The organism is Streptomyces capitiformicae, assembly GCF_002214185.1.
GTDB lineage: Bacteria > Actinomycetota > Actinomycetes > Streptomycetales > Streptomycetaceae > Streptomyces > Streptomyces capitiformicae.
Window position 1 is genome coordinate 10,709,188 of record NZ_CP022161.1, and the last position, 22,407, is coordinate 10,731,594.

The 22,407-nt window shown below is 68.3% G+C and carries 17 protein-coding genes and 1 pseudogene; 12 read left to right on the plus strand and 6 right to left on the minus strand.

Going from position 1 to position 22,407, the window contains the following annotated elements:
* The first annotated feature begins 237 nt into the window (after window positions 1–237).
* Window positions 238–2,358 carry a non-reducing end alpha-L-arabinofuranosidase family hydrolase gene (locus CES90_RS47990; RefSeq protein WP_189788755.1) on the plus strand — a complete coding sequence of 707 codons (2,121 nt, stop codon included), beginning with the start codon at window positions 238–240 and terminating at the stop codon, window positions 2,356–2,358.
* On the opposite strand, the gene CES90_RS47995 is transcribed toward CES90_RS47990, so the two are convergent.
* Window positions 2,337–3,488: a GDSL-type esterase/lipase family protein gene (locus tag CES90_RS47995; protein ID WP_232791401.1), complete on the minus strand. Its 1,152-nt coding sequence runs from the start codon at window positions 3,486–3,488 to the stop codon at window positions 2,337–2,339. The genes CES90_RS47990 and CES90_RS47995 overlap by 22 nt on opposite strands.
* A 289-nt stretch (window positions 3,489–3,777) precedes the next feature.
* The gene (locus CES90_RS48000; RefSeq protein ID WP_189788294.1) at window positions 3,778–5,136 is read right to left on the minus strand and encodes a glycoside hydrolase family 43 protein; all 1,359 of its coding nucleotides are present in this window, start codon (window positions 5,134–5,136) and stop codon (window positions 3,778–3,780) included.
* A 426-nt stretch (window positions 5,137–5,562) separates the two neighbouring features.
* Between CES90_RS48000 and CES90_RS48005 the strand changes: the two genes are divergently transcribed.
* The 5 genes from CES90_RS48005 to CES90_RS48025 all read left to right on the plus strand — a co-directional run bounded on the left by CES90_RS48005 (window position 5,563) and on the right by CES90_RS48025 (window position 9,326).
* Entirely contained in the window at window positions 5,563–5,949 is a 387-nt protein-coding gene (locus tag CES90_RS48005; protein WP_189788295.1) for a carbohydrate-binding protein, read from the plus strand.
* A 295-nt stretch (window positions 5,950–6,244) separates the two neighbouring features.
* The gene (locus CES90_RS48010; RefSeq protein WP_189788296.1) at window positions 6,245–7,333 is read left to right on the plus strand and encodes a homoserine dehydrogenase; all 1,089 of its coding nucleotides are present in this window, start codon (window positions 6,245–6,247) and stop codon (window positions 7,331–7,333) included.
* On the plus strand, window positions 7,326–8,756 hold the full coding sequence (locus CES90_RS48015; protein ID WP_189788297.1) for an aldehyde dehydrogenase family protein: 1,431 nt from the start codon (window positions 7,326–7,328) through the stop codon (window positions 8,754–8,756). The genes CES90_RS48010 and CES90_RS48015 overlap by 8 nt, the downstream gene beginning before the upstream one ends.
* Complete coding sequence (locus CES90_RS48020) at window positions 8,753–8,896, plus strand: hypothetical protein (protein ID WP_189788298.1); 144 nt, start codon at window positions 8,753–8,755, stop codon at window positions 8,894–8,896. Before CES90_RS48015 ends, CES90_RS48020 begins: the two co-directional genes overlap by 4 nt.
* Before the next feature lie 184 nt (window positions 8,897–9,080).
* Window positions 9,081–9,326 (plus strand): hypothetical protein, encoded by a 246-nt coding sequence (locus tag CES90_RS48025; protein WP_189788299.1) that lies wholly within the window; start codon window positions 9,081–9,083, stop codon window positions 9,324–9,326.
* On the opposite strand, the gene CES90_RS48030 is transcribed toward CES90_RS48025, so the two are convergent.
* Window positions 9,316–10,800, minus strand: coding sequence for an NAD-dependent succinate-semialdehyde dehydrogenase (locus CES90_RS48030; RefSeq protein WP_189788300.1), 1,485 nt, complete (start codon window positions 10,798–10,800; stop codon window positions 9,316–9,318). The two genes, CES90_RS48025 and CES90_RS48030, sit on opposite strands and share 11 nt — an antisense overlap.
* A 1,777-nt stretch (window positions 10,801–12,577) precedes the next feature.
* Window positions 12,578–12,745, minus strand: a pseudogene (locus CES90_RS48035) (pirin family protein); the annotation flags it as partial.
* Window positions 12,746–12,949: 204 nt separating this feature from the next.
* On the opposite strand from CES90_RS48035, the gene CES90_RS48040 reads away from it, so the two are divergent.
* From CES90_RS48040 to CES90_RS48060, 5 genes are all read left to right on the plus strand, one after another.
* A complete protein-coding gene (locus CES90_RS48040) occupies window positions 12,950–13,267 on the plus strand; it encodes a hypothetical protein (RefSeq protein ID WP_208921735.1) in 318 nt (105 codons plus the stop codon).
* A gap of 98 nt (window positions 13,268–13,365) precedes the next feature.
* Entirely contained in the window at window positions 13,366–14,241 is an 876-nt protein-coding gene (locus CES90_RS48045; RefSeq protein WP_055539379.1) for an adenine nucleotide alpha hydrolase family protein, read from the plus strand.
* Between the two features lie 5 nt (window positions 14,242–14,246).
* Complete coding sequence (locus CES90_RS48050; protein WP_055539380.1) at window positions 14,247–15,518, plus strand: DNA cytosine methyltransferase; 1,272 nt, start codon at window positions 14,247–14,249, stop codon at window positions 15,516–15,518.
* On the plus strand, window positions 15,518–16,627 hold the full coding sequence (locus CES90_RS48055) for a DnaB-like helicase N-terminal domain-containing protein (RefSeq protein WP_208921737.1): 1,110 nt from the start codon (window positions 15,518–15,520) through the stop codon (window positions 16,625–16,627). The genes CES90_RS48050 and CES90_RS48055 overlap by 1 nt, the downstream gene beginning before the upstream one ends.
* A gap of 214 nt (window positions 16,628–16,841) precedes the next feature.
* On the plus strand, window positions 16,842–17,879 hold the full coding sequence (locus tag CES90_RS48060) for a DUF317 domain-containing protein (protein WP_055540936.1): 1,038 nt from the start codon (window positions 16,842–16,844) through the stop codon (window positions 17,877–17,879).
* Between the two features lie 144 nt (window positions 17,880–18,023).
* Here the strand turns inward: CES90_RS48060 and CES90_RS48065 are convergent, their stop codons facing one another.
* A complete protein-coding gene (locus CES90_RS48065; protein WP_055540937.1) occupies window positions 18,024–18,911 on the minus strand; it encodes a DUF5655 domain-containing protein in 888 nt (295 codons plus the stop codon).
* Window positions 18,912–19,225: 314 nt separating this feature from the next.
* The gene (locus CES90_RS48070; RefSeq protein ID WP_208921739.1) at window positions 19,226–19,435 is read right to left on the minus strand and encodes a hypothetical protein; all 210 of its coding nucleotides are present in this window, start codon (window positions 19,433–19,435) and stop codon (window positions 19,226–19,228) included.
* A 647-nt stretch (window positions 19,436–20,082) separates the two neighbouring features.
* Here CES90_RS48070 and CES90_RS48075 point away from each other — a divergent pair.
* Entirely contained in the window at window positions 20,083–22,302 is a 2,220-nt protein-coding gene (locus CES90_RS48075; protein ID WP_208921741.1) for a VPS10 domain-containing protein, read from the plus strand.
* Window positions 22,303–22,407 lie beyond the last annotated feature (105 nt).

Sequence of the window (22,407 nt, forward strand, 5' to 3'; positions counted from 1 at the left end):
CCTTCCCGCCGCTCACCATGGCGTGCCGGCGTGGCAGATTCCCCGACTTCCCCCGTTGACGTATCCCCTGAAGAAAGCCGCTCCAATGACGCGACACACCCACGAACGCCGGGCGACCGGTACGCAGGGACGGCCCCACGTCCTGCACCGCACTCAACCCGCGACGGATCAGGCCGTACCGGCCGACGCGCGCACGATCACGGCGCGCAGGGTGACCCTCGACCCCCGAAGAGAATCATGAAGGGCCTGCACCGGCTCGGCCGGCGTCGCCGAGCAGTGGTGGCAGGGCTGTCGGCCGCGGCGGCGCTGGCCGGTGCCGCGACGCTCCTTCCCAGCTCCGCCGGAGCCGCCACCCTGGGTACGCAGGCGGTCCCCTCGGGCCGGTACTTCGGCACCGCCGTGGCCGCCGGGAGGCTCGGTGACTCGGCGTACTCCACGATCTTGGACCGGGAATTCAACATGATCACCCCGGAGAACGAGATGAAGTGGGACGCCACGGAACCGTCCCGGGGATCGTTCAACTTCGGTCCAGCCGACCAGATCGTCAGCCACGCGACCTCCCACGGGCAGCAGCTGCGCGGGCACACTCTGGTGTGGCACTCCCAGTTGCCCACCTGGGTCAGCGGCATCACCGACGCTGCCACGCTGCGCAGCGTGATGAACAACCACATCACCACCACGATGGCCCACTTCAAGGGCAAGATCCACTCCTGGGACGTGGTCAACGAGGCGTTCGCCGACGGATCCACCCAGCTCCGCAGCTCGGTGTTCCAGAAGGTGCTGGGCGAGGGGTTCATCGAGGAGGCTTTCCGCACCGCCCGGGCGGCCGACCCGGCGGCCAAGCTGTGCTACAACGACTACAACATCGAGAACTGGACCGACGCCAAGACTCAGGGCCTGTACGCCATGGTGCGCGACTTCAAGTCCCGTGGCGTACCCATCGACTGTGTCGGGTTCCAGAGCCACTTCGGCACCAGCGGGCCGCCGGCCAGCTTCGGCACCACGCTGTCGAACTTCGCGGCGCTGGGCGTGGACGTGCAGATCACCGAGTTGGACATCGCTACCGCCCCGCCGACCGCATACGCCAACACCGTCAAGGCGTGCCTGAACGTGTCGCGGTGCACCGGCATCACCGTGTGGGGCATCCGCGACAGCGATTCGTGGCGGAGCGCGGACAACCCGCTACTGTTCGACAGCGGCGGCAACCCGAAGCCGGCCTACGACGCCGTGATCAGCGCCCTGGGCTCCGGCACCAGCCCGTCCACCAGCCCGTCCACCAGCTCCTCCGCCAGCCCGTCCGCCAGCCCGTCGTCGACTGATCAACCACGCGTGAAGACCCGACGAGTCCGCCCAACGGCCGACGGGACCACCACGTCCCCCTCCCCGTCCGCCACCGGCTCCCTGCCGTCGACGTTCCAATGGAGTTCCAGCGGGGTGCTGATCTCGCCGAAGTCGGATGCGAGCCACAACATCGCCGGCATCAAGGACCCGTCGGTGGTGTACTACAAAGGCAAATACCATGTGTTCGCCAGCGTGGCCGACTCGTCCGGGTACAGCATGGTGTACCTGAGCTTCACCGACTGGTCGCAGGCGGGTTCAGCCACCCACCACTACCTGGACCAATCACCGATCGGCACGGGATATCGGGCCGCGCCGCAGGTGTTCTACTTCGCACCACAGGACCTGTGGTACCTGGTGTACCAGACCGGCGGGAACGCGTCGTACTCGACCAATGCGGACATCAGCAACCCGAACGGGTGGAGCGCCCCGAAGGGCTTCTACTCCTCCATGCCGGCGATCATTTCGCAGAACATCGGCAATGGGTACTGGGTGGACATGTGGGTGATCTGCGACTCGGCGAACTGCTACCTGTTCTCCTCCGACGACAACGGACAGCTGTACCGGTCGCAGACCACGCTGTCGCAGTTCCCCAACGGGATGACCAACACCGTCATCGCCGCGCAGGACGCCAACCGCAACAACCTCTTCGAGGCCAGCAACGTCTACAAGGTCCAGGGCAAGAACCAGTACCTGCTGCTCGTGGAGGCGATCGGGTCGGACGGCCGGCGCTACTTCCGGTCCTGGACATCGGGCAGCATCGACGGCTCGTGGACCGCGCTGGCAGCCAGTGAGAGCAACCCGTTCGCGGCGGCCGGCAACGTCACCTTCCCCTCAGGCGCCTGGACCAAGGACATCAGCCACGGGGAGCTGATCCGGGCCGGGTACGACCAGACCCTGACCATCAGCCCCTGCAAGATGCGGTACCTGTACCAAGGACAGGACCCCAACGCCAGCGGTGACTACAACAGCCTGCCCTGGCGACTGGGACTGTTGACTCAATCCAACTCCACCTGCTGATACTCCGGTCCGACGTCGCGATCCCGCGTCGGCCCGGGCAGGAACGGAACGGCCACCGCGTGATCCAAGGGGTTGTGTGGACTCCCGAAGATCGTGCGGTGGCCGCGGCCGTAGCAAGGACCCCGCCTCGTCGGCGGTCGATGTTCATGGCGACGGCCTCCGCCCTCGCCGTTCCGGTCGGCAGTCTCCAGGGCGTCCAGCGGAAGTTCGGTCCGCATGTGGTTCGCCACCTGCCAGCCGACGATCATCCTCGAGTACACGTCCAGGCGCAGGGTGCCGTCGGTGTAGAGCGACCAGAGCTGGTTGGCGCCGCCGCTGCAGCTCCAGATCTGGGCGGCGGTCCCGTCGGCGGTGCTGGCGCCGTTGACGTCCATGCACTTGCCGGCGATGCCGGACTGCACGGGGGCGGGGGCGGGTGCGGGGTTCCTCAGCCACCCGGCGCTGTCCGCGGTCTGGACGCCGCGGTGGAAGGCGTCGGCCATCTTCTGGTAGCCCGAGTCGTTGGGATGCAGGGTGTCGTCCAGGTCGGCCGTGGTCAGGCTGCTCATGTCCACGTAGGCGACCTTCTTGCCCGCGGCCTGCGCGTCGCTCACGATCCGGGGGATGGCCTGGTTGTACGCGGCCCGGTACTGCTCCTCCGAGCCGCTGGTGGACACAACGAGGGAGGCCACGAGGACCGTTGCGTCGGGGGCGGCGGCGGTGATCTGGTTGACCAGCGACTTCAGCCGGTCGGTGGCGGTGGAGACCTGGTAGCTCTCGTTGAGGTCGTTGGTACCGAGATGCAGCGTCACGACGTTGGGCCGGTAGCGGGTCAGTGAGGCGTCGGCGAGTGCGGCGATCTGGTGGATCTTGTATCCGGGGTGGCCTTGGTTGTCGGGGTCGGACATCGAACCGCCCCGCACCGTGCCCACGAAGTCCAGCGGATGGCCGTCCGCCGCGAGCCTGTTCCACAACGGCCCCCGGTAGCCGTTGCCCGTGCTGCTTCCCACACCCCACGTGATCGAGTCACCCAACGGCATGACCCGCAAAGGCGTGTCGGAGGCGGCGGAGGCAGGCGTCACGCCTGTCGCCGTCACGCCGAGTGCGGCGGCGACAAGCGTGACCAGGGGGATGAACCAGGGCTTTCTCATGCAGGCGTCCTCTTCTGCGAGTGAGTGATGAAACAACGGGACTGATCGCCGTACGTGTCAGCGATTCGGCCGCTCTGCCGTCCTGTCGGCGTCGGCGGTCGCCTGACGTACGGGCAGAACGGCGTGGGAAGGGATCCTCTTGCGCTGTGAACGCTGGCGAGCGGGTTCGGCGCTGGCCGGCCCGTGGCCGTGAGGGAACGTGCCGGTGCCGCCGCGGCGAGTGCGGGGCGAGTGAAAGCCGCGCCGCCGCGGATGGGGTCCGCGACGGCACGGCAGGGGGGCGGACAGGTCAGGCCCAGGGGCTGACCACCGTGAAGGAACTGTCGGCGCGGAACGTGTCGGTGTTCTGGTAGAGGTCCACGCTCAGCGCGTAGTTGTAGTGGCGCAGATAGCGGCCGGGGTAGTTGTACGACTCCAGGCGGACGGAACCGGAGGCGGTGCCGGGGCGGGCGCAGTAGGTGGCGTCCTTCTTGAAGACGTCGGTGCCGTTGCTGCTGTCGAAGCGGATCCGGAAGTCCCAGTGGCGCATGTAGCGGCCGGAGGAGTCACGGAAGGAGTAGCAGTTGGCGTCGGCGAGGCCGGGCACGACGGTGAAGGTGGCGCTCTGCTTGACGGCGGTGGTGCTGGAGGTGCTCACCGGGTCGATGTAGCCGAGGCTGTCGGAGCGCACCACGGCGTACCGGCCGGGGAAGTTGACCGACTGCAGCGACCTGGTGGTGTTGGTGGGCAGGGTGACACCGCCGGAGACCGTCTCCTTCAGCACGGTGGCGTGGCGTATGAAGCCGGTCAGGCCGGGCACCTCGGTGGGTGTGGACCAGGTGGCGAAGTTGTCGTAGCTGTCGCTGTACCAGTACTTCCCGGCGCGGTAGCCGTCGTAGTAGATGCGCCAGCCGCCGTTGTCGAGCTGGACCAGGGCCGGGCCCTCGACCCAGTCGCCGAATCCGGCCCAGTTGCCCGTCTTCCGCATGGTGTAGGGGCCGGTGAGGCTGGAGGCGGTGGCGTACTCGATGTACTTCGTCGTCTCGTTCTTGGTGAACGCGTGGTAGGTGGAGCCGATCTTGACGATGAAGGTGTCGATGTAGTTCGGGCCGATGCCGGACAGCTGGGTGGGCGCGGACCAGGTGGTCAGCGCGGAGTTGGTCGCCGTGATCTTCCAGGCGGTGAAGTGGGTGGCGGTGCTCGCCGAGGTCAGGGACATGATGACGTTGACGCTGCCATCGGTGTCGATGAACCACTCGGGCGCCCAGGTGCGGGTCAGCCCGCTGATCGGGATCGTGTAGTTGTTCAGGAACGTCCAGTTCACCCGGTCGGTGCTCCGGGCGAAACCGATCGTGTTCCCGGTCCAGTTGGTGGTGTAAGTGAGGTAGTAGAAGCCGTCCGTGTGCTTGAAGATGCTGGGGTCACGGATCAGGCCAGACGGCGGGGTGTAGGCAGGGCCCTTCTGCAGGGTGAATCCGGTGGCGTCCGGCGAGTCGTACACATACAGGTTCGACTCACTGCTGTTGGTGAACGCGGTCATGGTGTACCGAGTGGCCTGCCCGGCCGGCGGGGCGGCGGCGGAGGCGGTGCCCTGAAGGGCGGGGGCACCCAGCAGGACAAGCAGCAGCGGGCCCAGCAGGGCGAGCAGCCTTCTTACGGTTCTGTTCAACTCTTCCTCCGGGCTCGGCCAGTCCGCTTGGCCAATCGCCGTGGTGAGGGACATGATTGTTCGAAATTAAGAACAATGTGCGGGACTTCGAGCAGAAGATAGATTTGAGCCGTGGTTCCGTCAATGTTTCCGACGGGTTCCGTTCCGGTGCAGCTCACGCCGCCCGCGTAACGGAAAAGACGTACCGTCGCATACGTTGACTTCCGTGCGGGGTGCCCTTACGGTCAGCGTCAACTATTTCCGCAAATCGACCCACGTTCGGAATACCGGACATTCACTTTCCAGGCGCGAGACGTCTGTGCAGACACACCCTGGTCCGAGCCGTGGTGCTGATGACCGCCGCCGACGGCCTCATTGACATCCAGAGCCGGGAGCCCACCGAACCCTCCGAACGGAACCCGTCGCGGTGGCTCCAACCAGATCGCGGTGCCACCGGCGCCGATGGGCTGGGCGTCGTGGAACACCGGTGCCACGGGAACCAAGGTCGTCGACATCGCCTACACCAACGGCGGCAACGCGGCCCGTACGGCCCTCCTCCAGGTCAAGGGACAGCAGGCCACCACGGTCTCCTTTCCGCCGACCGGCTCCTGGACCACACCGGGCACCGTCTCGGTCGAGGTGTCCCCGGCGAAGGGCTCGTCGAACACGCTGACGTTCTCCAACCCCACCGCACGGACAACCGACTTCGACACCATCGAGGTCCGCCCGCTGCCCGGCCCGAATGGCGCCCAGGTCGTCGGACAGCAGTCGAACCGCTGCAGCGGCATCAACAACAGCACGGAAAGCCGAACGGGCCGAGGCCGAACCCGGTGAGTCGGGTCCGGCGCCCTACCGCGGTCTCGCCCGGTTCGCGGTGGCTGTTCGGGTCCTCGGGCAGCGGCGAGTCCTCCCTGCCGCGTGCCGGTCTGGTGCCGCGGTGACAGCACGTCGACTTTGCTGAGTTCGTGAAGCGCCGATGGATTGCCGGAGGTGGGGTGGGCGAATCGCTCCAGGACACAGCAGATCGGCATGCGTCGTGGCCGTTTCGACATGGAGCAGGTGACAGGCGGAGAAGCGAGGCTCTGAGCAGCCGCACCGTGAAGGCGGCGGACTGTGAAGGAGCGATCTCATGGGCCGATACGATCTAGCCCTCATCGGGTTCGGAGGCGTCAATCGTGCGCTTGCCGAGCTGATATCCCAGAGTGGGGAGCGCCTGGCGAAGGAGCTGGGCTTCGCCCTGCGGGTGGTGGCGATCACCGATCTGCGGGCCGGTTCCCTGGTGGACACCGACGGCATCGATCTGGCGCCGCTGCTGGCGGCCGAGTCCGGGGAGCTGAGCTTCGCGGGCCTTGCCGGCGGCAGCGCTGATCCGCGCAACGAGTGGGTGATCCGCGAGGTCCCGGCCGACATCGTGGTGGAGGCGACGTTCACCAACCCCACCGACGGCGAGCCCGCCCTCTCCCATGTGCGCTGGGCCCTGGAATCGGGCAAGCACGTGTGCACCACCAACAAGGGACCGGTCGCACTCGCCGGCCGCGCACTGAAGCAGCTGGCTGCCGCGCGTGGTGTCAGCTTCGAGTACGAGGGCTCGGTCCTCAGCGGTACCCCCATCCTCCGCACCGCCGAGCGACTGTTCGGCGGCCTGGAGATCACCGGTGTCCAGGGCATCATGAACGGCACCTCGAACTACATCCTCGGCCGCCTCGAAGAGGGCGTCGAGCTTTCGGCGGCCATCGCCGAGGCCCAGGAGCTCGGGTACGCCGAAGCCGATCCCACCGCGGACATCGAGGGCCACGACGTCCAGCTCAAGGTCATGATCCTGGCCAACGAAGTCCTCGGCGCCGACCTGCGCCGCGAGGACGTCTTCTGCGAGGGCATCTCCGCGATCACCCCCCACGAGGTGCGGGACGCCGCCTCGAAGGGGCTGCGCTGGAAGCTGGTCGGCTCCGCCACCCGCCACGAGGACGGCAGTGTCGATGCCCGCGTCGCCCCGCTCGCCCTGCCCGCCCAGCATCCCCTCGCCGGGATCTTTGGCCCGGTCAACGCAGTCGCCTTCCACACCGACCTCCTCGGCACCGTCACGGTGTCCGGGCCGGGCGCCGGCCGCACCGAGACCGCCTACGCCCTGCTGTCGGACATCATCGCCATCCACCAGCGCCACGCCGACGACGACACCGCCCCCACGCACCCCGTTCTCCAGGAGGCCCACCGTGTCTGACACCGCCGTGCCCGCCGGCATCGAACTCGGCACCGACACGACGCCCGTGCACAACCCCTACACCGGCGAGATCGTGGCCTCGGTCCCCACCGTCGACGCCACCGCCATCGGCGGCATCCTGCAGCAGGCCAGATGCGGGCGCCGCACCGCCGCCGCGCTCTCCCGCGCCTCCAGGGCCTCCTTCCTGGAACGCGCCGCCCACCTGATCGAGCGGCGCGCCGAGTCCTTCGCCCAGCTGATCGTCAGCGAGGCCGGCAAGACCATCACCCAGGCCCGCAAGGAAGTCGCCCGCGCGGTCAACACCCTGTCCCTGTCCGCGGCCGAGGCACGGCGCAACGCCGGCGAGGTCATCCCCTTCGACTCCCATGAGGGCTCGGAGAAACGGCAGGGCTGGTTCACCCGCGAACCGCTGGGCATCATCGCCGCCCTCACCCCGTTCAACGACCCCCTCAACCTGGTCGCCCACAAGCTCGGCCCGGCCATCGCCGGCGGCAACGCGGTCATCCTCAAACCGTCCGCGCTGACGCCGCTGTCCGCGCTGCGCCTGGTCGACACCCTCATCGAGGCCGGCCTGCCCGAGGAGATCGTCACCGTCGTCAACGGCCAAGCCGACATCGCCGCCGCGATAGTCGCCGCCCCCGACGTGCGGATGGTGTCCTTCACCGGCGGATTCGCCACCGGCGAGGCCATCTCCCGCACGGCCGGCCTGAAAAAGCTCGCCATGGACCTCGGAGGCAACGCCCCGGTCATCGTCATGGACGACGCCGACCTCGACGAGGCCGTGGCCTCCTGTGTCTCCGGCGCGTTCTGGGCCGCGGGCCAGAACTGCATCGGCACCCAGCGGATCCTGATCGCGGCAGAGGTCTACGAGCGCTTCCGCGACGCCTTCGTCGCCCGCACCACGCTGCTGCGCGTCGGCGACCCGCTCGACGAGCGCACCGACGTCGGCCCCATGATCACCCCTCAGGCCGCGGCGGCCACCCGGGCCAAGGTCGACACGGCGGTGGCCGAAGGCGCGGTGCTGCTGTGCGGCAACGACGTCGACGGCTCCCTGTACACGCCGGCAGTCCTGGAAGACGTCCCGGCGACCTGCTCGATCTGGCAGGAGGAGGTGTTCGCCCCGGTCGTCGTGCTGCAGCCGTTCACGTCCTTCGAGGACGCCATCGAGCAGGCCAACGCCATCGACTACAGCCTCCACGCGGGCATCTTCACCTCCCGCCTGGACCGCGCCCTGTCCGCGGCCCGGCTGCTGGAAGCCGGCGGAGTCATGATCAACGACTCGTCCGACTACCGCTTCGACGCGATGCCGTTCGGAGGGTTCAAGTACGGCAGCATGGGCCGCGAGGGCGTGCGCTTCGCCTTCGAGGAGATGACCCAGCCCAAGGTCGTCTGCGTCAACCACATCAGTGAAGTGGTCCAATGACCGCCTTCCGCACCGAGCGCGAACCCCTGGGCCCGCTGGAGCCGGCAGTCGGTCGGCAGACCGACCACCGGCTGTCCCGGATGCGTCAGTCCGAGGGCGCGCACACGGGTCAGCACCGCGCCGCGTCGCGTACGGCCTGACTGCGCATACGGGCGGTGATCTTCCCGTCTTCCCGTCTCGGCCAGGAACGCGAGCCGGTTACAGATGGCCACGATGTCCCCCGGGCGCTGGAGAACTTCCAGGCCAACGTCATCCCGCCGGCCACCTACTCCGGTTAACGCCCCAGACGCCTACCCAGCTTCTGCAGGATGCCCCTTGCCGTCGGTGACCAGGCACTGCGAGGCAGGCGCCAGCGGCGGGAACTACTTCACGGCGCCGTTCCTGGCGACGATTCGTCCGGGCGGCCAGGCCGGCGACATCAAGGGCACCGCCGGAGACCGGCGGCCACCCGTGGCGGACTTGGCCGCGCCGCTCGTGGCCGTCGCGGAACGGATCATCACCCCGGTCACTGCGTTGCCCGGCCAGGACGCGGGCGAGCCCTGCGCTCGTGTCGGCTTGCTCAGGTGTTGAAGCCGGGCAGTGACAGGTACTTGAGCTGCTGGTACTCGTGGAGGCCTTCCGGTCCGCCCTCACGGCCCAGGCCGGACTGCTTGATTCCGCCGAAGGGTGCCGCGACCTCGGAGACCAGGCCGCGGTTGATGCCGACCATTCCGGCCTGCAACCGGGCGGCGACCCGACGGGCGCGGTCGATGTGGGATGTCATCAGGTACGACGCGAGGCCGTGCTCGGTGTTGTTGGCCACCGCTATGGCCTCGGCCTCGGTGGAGAACCGGTGGATGGCGGCGACAGGTCCGAAGACTTCCTCGTGCATGATCGCGGCGTCGGAGGGGACGTGGTCCAGCACGGTCGGGGCCGCGTAGTGGCCCGGCCCGTCAGGGATGTCCGCCTTGCCGATGACGACGGCACCACGGGCCACGGCGTCCTCGACGAGGTGGCGGACCTTGTCCACCGCGCGGTGGTCGGCCAGCGGGCCGAGCTCGGTGTCCTCCAGGTCCGGGGAGCCCACCCGGATGGCGGCCATGCGTTCGGCCAGCGCGGCGGCGAACGCGTCGGCGATTGGCTCCTGGACCAGGAACCGGTTGGCGCCGACACAGGACTGGCCGCCGAGCCGCATCTTCGCGATCATCGCTTCGCGGACCGCGAGGTCGAGGTCGGCGTCGTCGAAGACCAGGAACGGCGCGTTGCCGCCCAGCTCCATCGAGGTGCGCAGCACCCGGGCACCGGCTTGCTGCAGCAGCAGCCTGCCGACCGGGGTGGACCCGGTGAAGGACAGCTTGCGCAGCCGGGGGTCGGCCAGCAGAGCCGTGGTGACCGCCGCCGCGTCGCTGCTGGTGATCACGGTCAGGACACCCGCGGGCGCGCCGGCCTCGCGCGCCAGCTCGCCCAGTATCAGGGAGGACAGCGGGGTGAGGGCGGCCGGTTTGAGTACGGCGGTGCAGCCTGCGGCGAGGGCGGCGGCGGCCTTGCGGGCGGCCATGGCCAGCGGAACGTTCCACGGGGTGATCAGCAGGCAGGGACCGACCGGTTCGGCGACGGTGACGATGTGGCTCTTGCCGTCGGGGGAGGGTGTGCTGCGCGCGTGCGGGCGGACCGCCTCCTCGGCGTACCAGCGGAAATAGGCTGCGGCGTAGTCGACCTCGCCCCGGGCTTCGGTGATCGTCTTGCCGATCTCCAGGGTGATGATCCGGGCCAGACGCTCACGGTGTTCGATCAGGGCGTCGGTGATCCGGTGCAGGACGGTCGCCCGGTCCCGCGGGCTGGTGAGAGCCCACTGGTCGGCGGCCGCGGCCGCCGCGTCCAGTGCCTTCAACGCGTCTTGTGCGCTGCAGTCGGCGACTGCGGCTATGACTTCCTCGGTTGCGGGGTTGCGCACCTCGAAGGTGCGACCTCCGGCGGCGGGTTGCCAATCATGGGCGAGGAAGCCACGAGGGACGGATTCCAGGACTGCCGACTCCCCTGAGGGAGCGGTGAGCGTGTCAGTCATGCGCGTGGCTCTTTCGCTGATCGCAGGATGGTGTGTTGAGGGAGCACGATCGGTGGGTGGTCATACCGTCTCGCCTCCGGGGTTGGCGACCCCTGCCGTGTTCTCGACCGAGAGCAGGGAGCCCTGTCGTCCGGAGCCTCACACCGGCCGAGACCAGACAGCGGCACCAACACGCCCTCGCGGCATAACGAACGAGTGTCCAAGATCACGGGGAAACTTCACTTCTCAGTTGCGACCCGCGTGCCCACACGCCGAATCATCGGCGAGTACACCACCAGCCCAGGACCCAGCCCTTCCGTGGTGATGCTCGCACCTGAATTCTTCGGCCCGGCACCAGGTTCTCTGCACTGGGACGGCCGCCGCGTGTGGAGAGATCCAGACGGCGCCCCTGTCGCCTTTGTGCATCACGTGTTTGCCGGAGGCGAGAACCAGCTCACGGTAAACGCAGCCTGGCTCGACAAGTGGCTTGCCGAACGCGACGAGACAATCGTGTGGCTGGAAGGGACGGCAAAGGATATCCCGCGAGATCGTCCGAGTCGCGATTCACCCGGCCGACTTCTGCGTAGCCGTGTCCACTACCGAACCGAGGACGGAGGCTTCGCTCACCTGCCTCCCGTGTTCAACCAGGTACCACCACGTGATGCTGACGCTTGACACGGCCAGGCAGTCCAGCAGCCGATCGCGGAGGAAACTGCTTGGAAGCCGGACCCGGCTCTGGCTGACTTCCCCAGAGACTGGCCACAATGCCTGTAGCTGCTGGCCGAGACTCTCGTCGGCTTTCCCCCCAACGCTCGAGGCGGTGACTGACGGCACCGCTCAGGCTCCGGTATGGATGTGGGCCACCCACAGGGACGGCGCCGGAAGCTGCGCGCGGATCTCCACGACGGCCGCGCGTGCACGCCGTGCGGAGGCAGTGGGTGCTTCGCCCACCGGAGTCCGCGCCCGCGGACCGCAGGCTTCGAGGACGCCGCCAGGCGTTCGGCACAACCGCACGACGCAGGCCCCGCCGAAGCAGGCCAGCGGGGCTGCGTCGCGCTGTCAGGTGTCACGCGCGAGTCACAAACCCCATGGACACCCTCCGGCACAGGATCCCGAAACTGGACATACATGTCCGCATAGGACTGGATGGACGCCCCTGGACGGCTTCTACGACATGTGCCAGGTGGGACCGTCAACGCAGGGCAGGCGGATGCGGCCACTCCAACAGAGCCGCCGCCCCGAGATCGGCATCAGTCAAGATCCGGACCAGTCCCGGGCCGGCGGTCCCGGCAACGTCCCCACGGCTGCCATATCCGCAGGTCAGCGAGCTGCTTGCGCTGTACCACCAGCAGACCAAGAACCTGCCGGGAACAATCCGAGACGGCATCCCCCTCCGGCAAGCAGCACCGAGAGCGCTCACTGCCACAGACACTCACGCCTTGTGGAACTGCTACAAGACGACAGGCCGAGCGCCAGGTCCTGACACCAGGGTGCAACTCGGTCGCCCGCCAAGTCGGAATCCATCCGGTGACCACTCAGCCGACGATGACCACCCCACACCCGCAAAGGTAGAACACGAGCCACCGACGGCACCTGATGACGCGTCAGTAGCGTTAGCAAAGGGTTAGCAAGAGTCCCGCCACAGCCGCCCACAGACAGCCAGACCCTGAAACCGCCCAGCGCCGGAAACCGTAGCTGCGGCACACGCACCTGCTCCCCCGCGAGCGGCCGCCGAGCGGGAGACAGCACCGACAGCACGTCACCCACCCAGCACCGAATGATCAGTTGTTTCCGCAGGTCAACGGACCCTTCCCCGCGGCTTCAAAGGCGTCGGCGGCAGCTCGGGCGCGGGCAGCGGATCCCCGTCGTACCCCTTTACCTCCCCGAATCGTGTCCCTTCCATCCAGTCCCGACGCGCCTGCTCGATCTCTTCCTGGGACCGTCCGATCCAGTTCCAGAACATCAGTGTCACCGCCGCTGGCCACCGGGCCTTGGAGATACACACACCCGCTCGTACGACGCCACCGACCACAGCCGTAGTCGCGAAGCCACCGGCTCCTGCACGTCCTGCGGGCATCATCCGCTGACCAGCTCCTCAGCACTCTCCTTCGTCACAGCAGGACACCCCGAGTCACACGCCGCCACCCCATTCACGCCGCTGTCTGGAGACATGCCCCGAACCCCCTGTCCTCGCCCGACGCCCAGCCGGATCAGGCAGCGCGAGAACGGCTCGCTCTACATGGACACCCATGCCTCGACGCGCGTCGCGATCACCACCTGGCGTGCCCTGGAACGCAAGGGTTTGGCCCACCGTGACCTCGACGCCCACCCCGCCTCGGCCATAGGTCAGCGTCTGGCGGCGACCCCGCTCGGGCTGACCGTTCTCAAGCACCTCTCCGGCGTCGCCTTCCCACCCGCCGCGACCCAGCTCTGGCCGCCGGATCCTCCGAGGCACTTCATCACAGCCCCCGCCGCCCACCGACGCTGACCGTCGCCTGCCTCCAGCGTCCCCCTCAAGGAACCGTCATTTCCGCAACCCCTGTCTTTCGCTCCATCTCGCTTGGCGCAGGCGTGCAATCCAGCGCCATGCTGGCGTTGTCCGCCGAGGGAGTTCTCCCGAAGGTCGACTACGCCATATTCGCCGACACCGGCTGGGAACCAGCCGCCGTCTACACCCACCTCGACCGCCTCGAACGGGAAATAGCCAAGCCCGCAGGCATACCCATCCTGCGCGTCGCCGCAGGGAATATCCGAGACGACGCACTCGATCCCGAGCACCGCTTCGCCTCCATGCCCCTCTATATCCTCAACCAGGACGGGAAGCAGGGCATGACCAGGCGTCAGTGCACGGGTGAGTACAAAATAAAGCCAATCAAGAAAAAGGCCCGGGAAATTCTCGGCTACCCCTACCCGCAGCGGATCCCGAAGGACGTCTTCGTCGAGCAGTGGGTCGGCATCTCTACCGATGAATTCCACCGGGCCAAGGACGCCGACGTCCGCTACATGCGAAACCGCCACCCCCTCCTCGACCTCAATTGGTCCCGCACCGACTGCGTCCGCTACCTGACGTCCATCGGCCTGACGGATACGCCAAAATCGAGCTGTTTGGGCTGCCCATTTCACGGAAACGCACAGTGGAGAAATATCCGGGACACGAGTCCGGAGGAATGGGAGGACGTGGTCGCGTTCGACGCAGCCATCCGCCAGGGCAACGCCCGCGCCAACGCCTCCGGCAACCCGCTGCTCGGGCAGGCGTTCCTGCACCGCTCCCGAGTCCCCCTCGACCAGGCCCCCATCGACCACGTCACCGCCGCCGAATGGGCAGCACGCCAGCAGGAACTCGACGACCGCCCCACCACGGTGGACGAAGTGGAGCAAGGTGTGGTCGACGGCTGCTCTCCCTGGGCCTGCCGTGGCGCCGGACCCGAGCCGGTTCAGGGTGACTTCGGGCTGGCTTCTTGAGGCGAATCGTCCTCGACCTCTTCGCCGGCCCCGGCGGCTGGAGCCACGCGCTCACCGTCCTCGGCTCGCGGGACATCGGCCTGGAATGGGACGAGTGGGCCTGCAAAACCCGTGCCGTGTCGGGGCAGTTGACGATCCGGACGGACGTCGCCCGCTATCCGACGTGGGTCTTCTCAGGCCGCGTCCTCGGGCTGATCGCCTCCCCGCCGTGTCAGGCCTGGTCGATGGCCGGCAAGCGCCTCGGGCTGGTCGACCAGCCCCTCGTTCACCAGGCCGTCGCCGACCTCTCCACCGGCCGCGACACCCGCGAGCAGCTGCTCGGCGCGTGTGCGGACGAACGCTCTCTCCTCGCGGCCGAACCCATGCGCTACCTACATGCCCTCAACACCGTGGGCGAGCCCGAATGGGTGGCCATGGAAGAAGTTCCCGACGTCCTGCCCCTGTGGAAGCAGTACGCGGCCATCCTGCGCGGCTGGGGCTTCTCCGTGTGGACCGGCATCCTCAACGCCGCCGACTACGGCGTACCCCAGACCCGGAAACGGGCAATTCTGCTCGCTTCCCGCGTACGAACCGCCGAACCCCCACCGCCCACCCACGCGAGAACGGCGGAGCCAGAGTCGCTGTTCGGCCCGGGCCGCGCCCGCTGGATGTCCATGGCCGAGGCCCTGGGCTGGGGCGCCACCGACCGTCCCGTGCCCACCGTGTGTGCCGGCGGCGGACCAGGAGGCGGCCCTGAACCCTTCCCGTCCGGCTCCCGCAAGACACTCACCAACGCCCGCGCCCGCGGCACCTGGACACCCCGCCTCGACACGGAGACGGTTCTGGCTTCTCCGCGCGAGAGCTCCGGCGGATCCGCGAGGCAGGGTTCCCGCAAGACCCACCCAATGGCTACGCCAGCCCCTACGTCCAGCGCCGAGGTCAACCGCTGGTCGTGGTCCCTGCGCAGCAACAACCAGGCCAACGCCACCGTCCGCCGGGCCGACGAACCGGCCGGCACGCTCTTCGTCGGCCATCGCGCCAACGAGTGCACGTGGGTCGCCGAGCCCGCCGTCACAACGCCGGGCCGCGAGCAACTGCCCGTCCCGGAGGCGATCCGGATCACCGCGCAGGAGGCGGGCGTGCTGCAGAGCTTCCCCGCCGACTACCCCTGGCAGGGCAACAAGGGCCAGCAGTTCTCCCAGATCGGCAACGCCGTTCCCCCACGCCTGGCTGCCCACCTGCTCGCCCCACACCTGAACAAGCCCTTCGACCCCAACGACTTCACCCTCGCCGCCTGATGCCCCACACACCCGATTCCGACGAGGACGACAACCTCGACCGCGTACCGCCCCCGAAGCCCGTGCACTACGCCGAGCAGGCTCTCCTCGGCGCCCTGCTCCTGGAACCCGCGCGTCTGGCCGACACCGGCACGCTGGAGGCCTCCCACTTCGACAACCACACCCACGCCGCGCTGTTCACCGCGATCCGTGCCCTCCCGCCGCCTGACCTCAACGATCACGCCAAGGACACCACCTGGCTCAACGCCGTCCTGAAACAAGCCCGCGCCCACGCTCCCGGCTTGAGCGCCACCTACCTCCATGTCCTCATCCAGTTCTGCCCGCGCCCGAAGCACGCCGCGGCCTACGCCAGCATGATCCACGCCGACAATGCCCGCCGAATCCTGCGCGGGCACGCCGAGCGCCTCGCGGCGACCGCCACCGACCTCGCCCTGCCCAACCCGGCGGCCACCACCCTCGCTGCGGCCGATGCCCTCAGCCGTGTTCTGGACGACCTCGCCGGGCAGTTCACTCCACACCCTGGCTCTCTCCCCCGCACCCCGCCACCGGCCGCCGTCACCCGGGCGTGCAACGACGAAGACCTCGACGAGGAACGACTCCTCCTGGCGACCGCCACCGCCTACCCGGCAGACGTACAGCAGATGCGGTGGCTGAGCGCGGAGGACTTCACGCTGCCCCTGCACGGCGCGCTCTGGCAGTGCGTGACCGCGCTCGTACACCGCAGCGACATGGTCGACCCGGTCACCGTCCTCGGCGAAGCTCAGCACCGCGGGCTCCTCACCGACACCCTCACACCCCGCGACCTGATGGCCCTGATCTCCACCCCCGCCGGGTCCCCCGAGTACTGGGGCGAGAGGGTCCTTCAGCGCGCTCTCCTCGCCCGCGCTCACGAGGTCGCCGACCGGATCACCACCTATGCCGACGACCCCGCCAACACCCCCCACCAGCTCATCACCGGCAGCCGCCGCGCCCTGGCCGACCTCAACTCCCTGCGCACCCGCTGGAACCGAGCCACCGCACCAGCCCGTACGCCGGCACGTTCCGCCTCCGCTCCACGGGCCGGCCCGCCACCCAGGCCAGCCATCACCACCTCACGCACCCACCGCTGACCCCAACCCCGCCGGTTTCCACTGGTCTCAGCAGCCGAGGCCCGATCTGAATCGAGCACCTCGATGACCGACACCTCAGTCGACGCCCACGTACGCTTCGACACCCACCCAGCCCACGCGAGCGCCATGGCCGCCATGCTCTCCGGGCACCCACCGCAGCGCCGCCCAGGCCCTGCTGGCCGTCCGCGGCTTCGAAGACCTCGACGAGCACACGATGGTGCTAGCACGGATCGACCACGAAGAGCCTTACTGGGCCCACCAGGCCGCCCACGCCCTGCGCGCCGAAGGCGTCACCACCGCCAATACCCCCACATACCTCAACGGGGAGACCGTCTCCTTGCACGGCGAGAACCATCTGCGCAGCATCGTCGACAGACTCGAGTCCCCCGCCCAGGCCCTCGCCTCCTTCCAGCGTCTCTACGGCGACGCCCTACGCCCCGGATCCGCCCCCATGTCCGACACCGAACAGCAGACCGCCCGCGCCCGCACCAGCCTCTACGCAGCCGATACCACGCCGGACCCATCAAACGCACACGTGGAAAGAGTGCCCGCCTACGCCGCCGACCCCGGCGACCACGAAACGGTGCTGAACCACTTCCTCAGCGAGAACCACGACTGGGAGAAGTACCGGACCTGGGACGACAACACCACCATCGCCAACCACGAATCGCTCACCCTGCGCGTCCTCTTCGACCATAACGCCCGATCCCGGGACCTGAAGTGGACCATCGCCGCGTACGAGACCCCGGTCAGCGACCGCATGTGGCACATGACCGTCACCGCCTCCACTCCCGCCCCCGTCCTGAACACCCTGCTCGCGGTTCTCGCCGCCGGTGACGCCTGGGAGCCAGCCATCGGCAGCCCCGCCATCGACAAAACCGTCACCGAAGCTGCCCGCCCCCTCACCGACGCGGGCTGGACCCACACCGTGGACGGACGCTGGCTGTGCTGGCAGACCAGCCGGGGAGACGTCGGTGTGCAATTCGAGGCCTTCGCCGCCCAAACACCCCACACCCACCTCGATACGTGGACCCTCTGGGCCGGCCCCAGCATCAACCACCCCACGTGGGCCATTCACGCCTCCGCCTACACCCCCGCCGGCCTCCTCGCCCACCTCGCCGAAGAACTCGCGCACGGAACCGGCACCCGCCGGACCCACCCTCGTCAAGCAGCCCAATACACAAGCCAGACCAACACCACAGCCCCGCCCCCGGCGCCACACCAGCCTCTCCCGAAGAGCCGTCGACTGTGACTGCTGGGACAGGCCGACTGCCGTGTCAGATCGGGCACGCACTATAGCGGCGGAGTGTCGGTCGCAGGAACCGGGACTTGCCCCATTCCACCGCCAAAGTCCTGACCGCACGGTACTGCTGGATGTCTCGCCGCTATAAAGCCTCTACGCCACGGCGTAGCCGAGACGGAACAGGCCTTCGGCCCGCTCCAGATCCCGGTCCGTGCGCAATCGCACTTCCAGGTCCCCCGTACCGTGGTGCCCCAGCCCCGTGACATCACGGGTGAACCCCGGAGACAGTTCTACCTGTGTGGGGTCCACCTTGAGGTACACCAGTACCTTGGACTGCCGCGGGGTGCACACGCAGGCGAAGTTCCGAAGTCGCCGGAAGGCGCGGTACTGCTGGCGCTGCACCGCGATCGCGTCACCGCCCAGACCCCGCAGAACCTCATCGACCGCCGCCGCCAGATCCTCCATCCCACTCGCTCCCCCGCGCGCTCGCGGGGCTGCGGCCGCACGGCTTCCCGACCGGGCGCCCACAGGCTGTCCGACGACCGAGGCCACGGTCTCCAGGCCCAGGTGCTCGGCGCCGTAAAAGCGGTAGCGCACCAGGTCGATGCTGCGGCGGTGCTCACGAACGGCATGGACGTCGTAGCGGTTGAAGTCACCGGCCACGCAGATGAGCCGTGGCGCGCTCCACACAACCTGGGAAGCGACCGCCGGTCCGAGCCGCTCGCGCACCAACCGGTGAAACGCATCCCGATGATCGAGGAGCCAGGACATGTAGAAGAGGCCCTGGTTGATCACGCCGGCGTCGGTGCCGCGCTTGTACTCGACGATCACGGGCGCGTTGTTCTCGTCTAGGCCGAGCGAGTCGATACGTCCCCCGTGCACAGGACCGGTGCTGTACTCGCTCGCCAGGAACCGCACGCCCAGCATTGTCTGCATGTGCGCCTCGACGAGACCCTGCACATCCGCCTCGACCTCGGCAAGGCGCGGCGCGACCTCTGTCACGTTGCCTTCCGTCGTGTGGAACAGCTTCAGGCCCGACACTCTTCCCCTCCTCGGCTCGGTGATCGACAACGCCGCAGAGGTGCAAGATTGTTTCCGCGCCTCTCCATCACCAGGGATCTGCGATTGGATGGCAGCAGTGTCCGCCCTTGCCTGCGGAACGCGCGACTGTGCGCCGTGGGCTTCACGAGCCGACTCATACGGGAAACAGCACAATGAAGCGCTCCGGGATCGGTGGAGGCTCCGGACTGTCCCGAGTTGCGTGGAGTCGAGTTGCCTGGTTTCAGGCTACCGGCGGGGTGCGGAGTTCGTACTCCATACTTGCTTCCCACCTGGTGCTACTTCCTCTGGAACCTCTAGATCCCAGTCTCCAGGTGTCCACGATCAAGGGGAAGCTTCAAAGTGATACCGAGGACTCCGCCTGCACCGCTACCGAGCGCCAGCCCGATCGCTATGTTGTCGAAGACGGACACTGCGAGCGCCAGCCCGATGGCGACGCCGATCAGCATGCCGAGAGCGAGTCCCGTGCTGGCGGACGGTGATCCAACTTCCTCAGTGTTTGTCACACGCTCATTGTGCTCGAAAGCATCCGCAGGGCGGCCCATCATCGATCAGATACGGACAGCCTGGAAAACATGGCCCGCCCAGTGATCCGGAATCGGGCTGCATGCATCGCCTCGCCGTCAAGGTCACCTGAGAGCGGCCCGGGTCCCTCCGGTGTTGTCAGTTCTCATCGACATTTCCGAGCCGTTGGATCGCTCAGTGTTGCCCATTACCGTCGACAAAAAATGCTCGCTCCCACCTACGAAACCAGGGGGCCGACGAGCGCGTCGGAGTTGCAGTAGGTGCCTGCTTCTCATCTGCTGTGGTCGGCCCGACCACGGCCGGGACGCTGCTGTAGGCGCCTGGACTCGCCGCTGAGGAAGCCGCTCCCTGAGAACCCGCTTGGTCCACGGCACAGCGGCTCGCCGGCGCGTGACGCTACCTGCGCCCTTGCAGGCGGCCGCGCCGGACCTGTGGCGCAATGCGCTCGACAGGTGGTGACCGCAGTGGGTCATGTCGGCTCCTCGTGACCCCTCGGGACGTCGCTTCGCCTGTCGTGCGTTCGCACCGCTCCTCCCGTCACCATGGCCGTCTCGCGCCCTTCTGCTCGACTCCCTCCTCCCGTACGGTCGTCACGTTTGAAGTGACCATGGCAATGGAGAGGGTTCTGATGGGCAGAGGCCTGCTTTCACTGGTTCTCACCGCGGTCACCGGCGCCGCGTTACTCACGGCCCCGGCGTCCGCCGCTCCCCCGCCCATGCCGCCGGACGTGTACCGACCGGTCCGTGGGCCGGCCGCCCCGGCGGAGTACCGCTACCTCCAGAAGACCCTGCCAGGAGAGTCGATTCCGCGCCACGCCCATGACCTCGCCGCGGCACAGGCCCGTGACCTGCCCGCCGTCGGCGGGCGCTGGAGGGGCGTCGGTCCCACCAACATCGGCGGGCGCGTCGTCTCCCTCGCGCTCGACCCGAACCGCACGGACACCCTGTACGCGGCGGCCGCGAGCGGCGGGCTGTGGCGTAGCACCGACGCCGGGGAGACGTTCCACTCGGTGTGGCCCGACAGCCGGACGCAGGCCATGGGCTCGGTCGCCACCGCCCCGGACGGCACCTTGTACGCGGGCACCGGTGAGCCCAACCCGGGCGGCGGAAGCATCACATACGAGGGGACGGGGCTGTACCGGAGCAGGGACGGGGGCCGGACCTGGACGTCTCTCGGTCTGCGCGACTCCGGTGCGATCAGCGCCATCACCATCGACCCCGCCGACCCCCGCCGCATCTACGTCGCCGCCGCGGGCTCGCTGTACAACGGCGGCGGCGACCGGGGCGTGTACCGCTCCGACGACGGGGGCTCCACCTGGGAACGGATCCTCGCCGGCGCCAACGAGTTCACCGGCGCCACCGAGATCGTGGTCGACGGCGACCGGCTGTACGCCGTGCTGTGGGACAAACGTCGCCGCCCCGATCTGCGGACGTACGGCGGTGTGGGCTCCGGCGTCTTCCGCAGCACCGACGGCGGTGAGAGCTGGCAACGGCTCGGCGGCGGCCTGCCCGCCGCGGGCTCCGACGTCGGCCGTATCGGCCTGGGCGTCGCGGGCGACCGGCTCTACGCGATCGTCAACAAGGCCAGTGGCCCCTTCGAAGGTTTCTACGCCTCCACCGACGGCGGCGACAACTGGACCCGCACCCCCGACAACCAGGCCCTCACTGACTCACAGTCCAGCTTCGGCTGGTGGTTCGGCAAGGTGTGGATCGACCCCCGCGACACCGAGCACGTACACGTCGCCGGGGTCGCACTGCTGACCACGAAGGACGGCGGCGCCACCTGGACGGCCGACGACACGAGCATGCACGTCGACCACCACGCCATGGTGTGGGACCCGCGCCGCCCGGGCCGGGTCTACCTCGGCAACGACGGCGGCGTCTACCGCTCCGACTCCGGCGGGGACGGCGGCTGGGTCAAGTCCCGCCACCAGCCGTACACCCAGCTCTACAGCGCGGCGATCAGCCCTCAGGACACCACCCGCATCTCCGGCGGTTCCCAGGACAACGGCTCGCTGCGCTCCTGGGGCGGGGAGAAGTTCAACGAGTACCTCGGCGGCGACGGCGAGGAGAACCTGATCGACCCGACCGACGTGAACAAGGTCTTCGCCTGCTACCAGTACGGCAACTGCTTCCGCTCCACCGACGGCGGCGACACCCTCACGTACTTCGCCGACAGGACGACGTACCAGCGCCGCAACTGGTTCACACCAGTAGTCTTCGACCCGCGCGACCCCAAGGTCCTCTACTACGGATCCGAGGTCGTCAACCGCTCCACGGACGGCGGCGAGACCTGGCAGCCCATCAGCCATGATCTGTCCGGCGGCCCAGGCCCCGACCCTATCTACACCAACTACGGCACGATCACCTCGATCGCCCCGGCGGGCGACGGACGCACCGTGTACGCCGGCACGGACGACGGCCGCGTCTGGGTCACCAGGGACCTCGGAGCGACGTGGACGAAGTTGGCCGAGGGGCGGCCCTGGGTGACCCGCGTGGTCGTCGACCCGAAGAACCCGAACCGGGTCTGGACCACGCACTCCGGCTACCGCTCCGGCTCCGCGCTGCCTCACGTGTACGGCAGCACCGACGGCGGCAGGCACTGGCGGAACCTGTCGGGCAACCTGCCGGCGGCGCCCGTCAACGACCTGGTCGTCGCGCGGGGCGGCATCCTGTACATCGCCACCGACCAAGGCGTGTTCACCAGCGTCACGAGCGGCGGCCGCTGGCTGCGCCTCGGACGCGGCATGCCGCAGGTACCGGTCGACGACATCGAGTACGACGCGGGACACCACCGTCTGGTGGCCGCGACGTTCGGCAGAGGCTTCTACGAACTGACCACTCGCTGACCGAAAGTGCACTCCGTGACGCGGACCCCGAGCCCCGACCGCAGCGATGCGGGTTCGGGCCGACAGCCAAAAAGAGCGATGGCCAGCCCGGGATCCGAGGACCCC

Coding starts and splice junctions, on each gene's coding strand:
- CES90_RS47990 (WP_189788755.1), top strand. CDS start 238: ATGAAGGGCCTGCACCGGCTCGGCCGGCGTCGCCGAGCAGTGGTGGCA.
- CES90_RS47995 (WP_232791401.1), bottom strand. CDS start 3,488: ATGAGAAAGCCCTGGTTCATCCCCCTGGTCACGCTTGTCGCCGCCGCA.
- CES90_RS48010 (WP_189788296.1), top strand. CDS start 6,245: ATGGGCCGATACGATCTAGCCCTCATCGGGTTCGGAGGCGTCAATCGT.
- CES90_RS48020 (WP_189788298.1), top strand. CDS start 8,753: ATGACCGCCTTCCGCACCGAGCGCGAACCCCTGGGCCCGCTGGAGCCG.
- CES90_RS48030 (WP_189788300.1), bottom strand. CDS start 10,800: ATGACTGACACGCTCACCGCTCCCTCAGGGGAGTCGGCAGTCCTGGAA.
- CES90_RS48040 (WP_208921735.1), top strand. CDS start 12,950: ATGCCCCGAACCCCCTGTCCTCGCCCGACGCCCAGCCGGATCAGGCAG.
- CES90_RS48045 (WP_055539379.1), top strand. CDS start 13,366: ATGCTGGCGTTGTCCGCCGAGGGAGTTCTCCCGAAGGTCGACTACGCC.
- CES90_RS48055 (WP_208921737.1), top strand. CDS start 15,518: ATGCCCCACACACCCGATTCCGACGAGGACGACAACCTCGACCGCGTA.
- CES90_RS48060 (WP_055540936.1), top strand. CDS start 16,842: ATGGTGCTAGCACGGATCGACCACGAAGAGCCTTACTGGGCCCACCAG.
- CES90_RS48075 (WP_208921741.1), top strand. CDS start 20,083: ATGGGCAGAGGCCTGCTTTCACTGGTTCTCACCGCGGTCACCGGCGCC.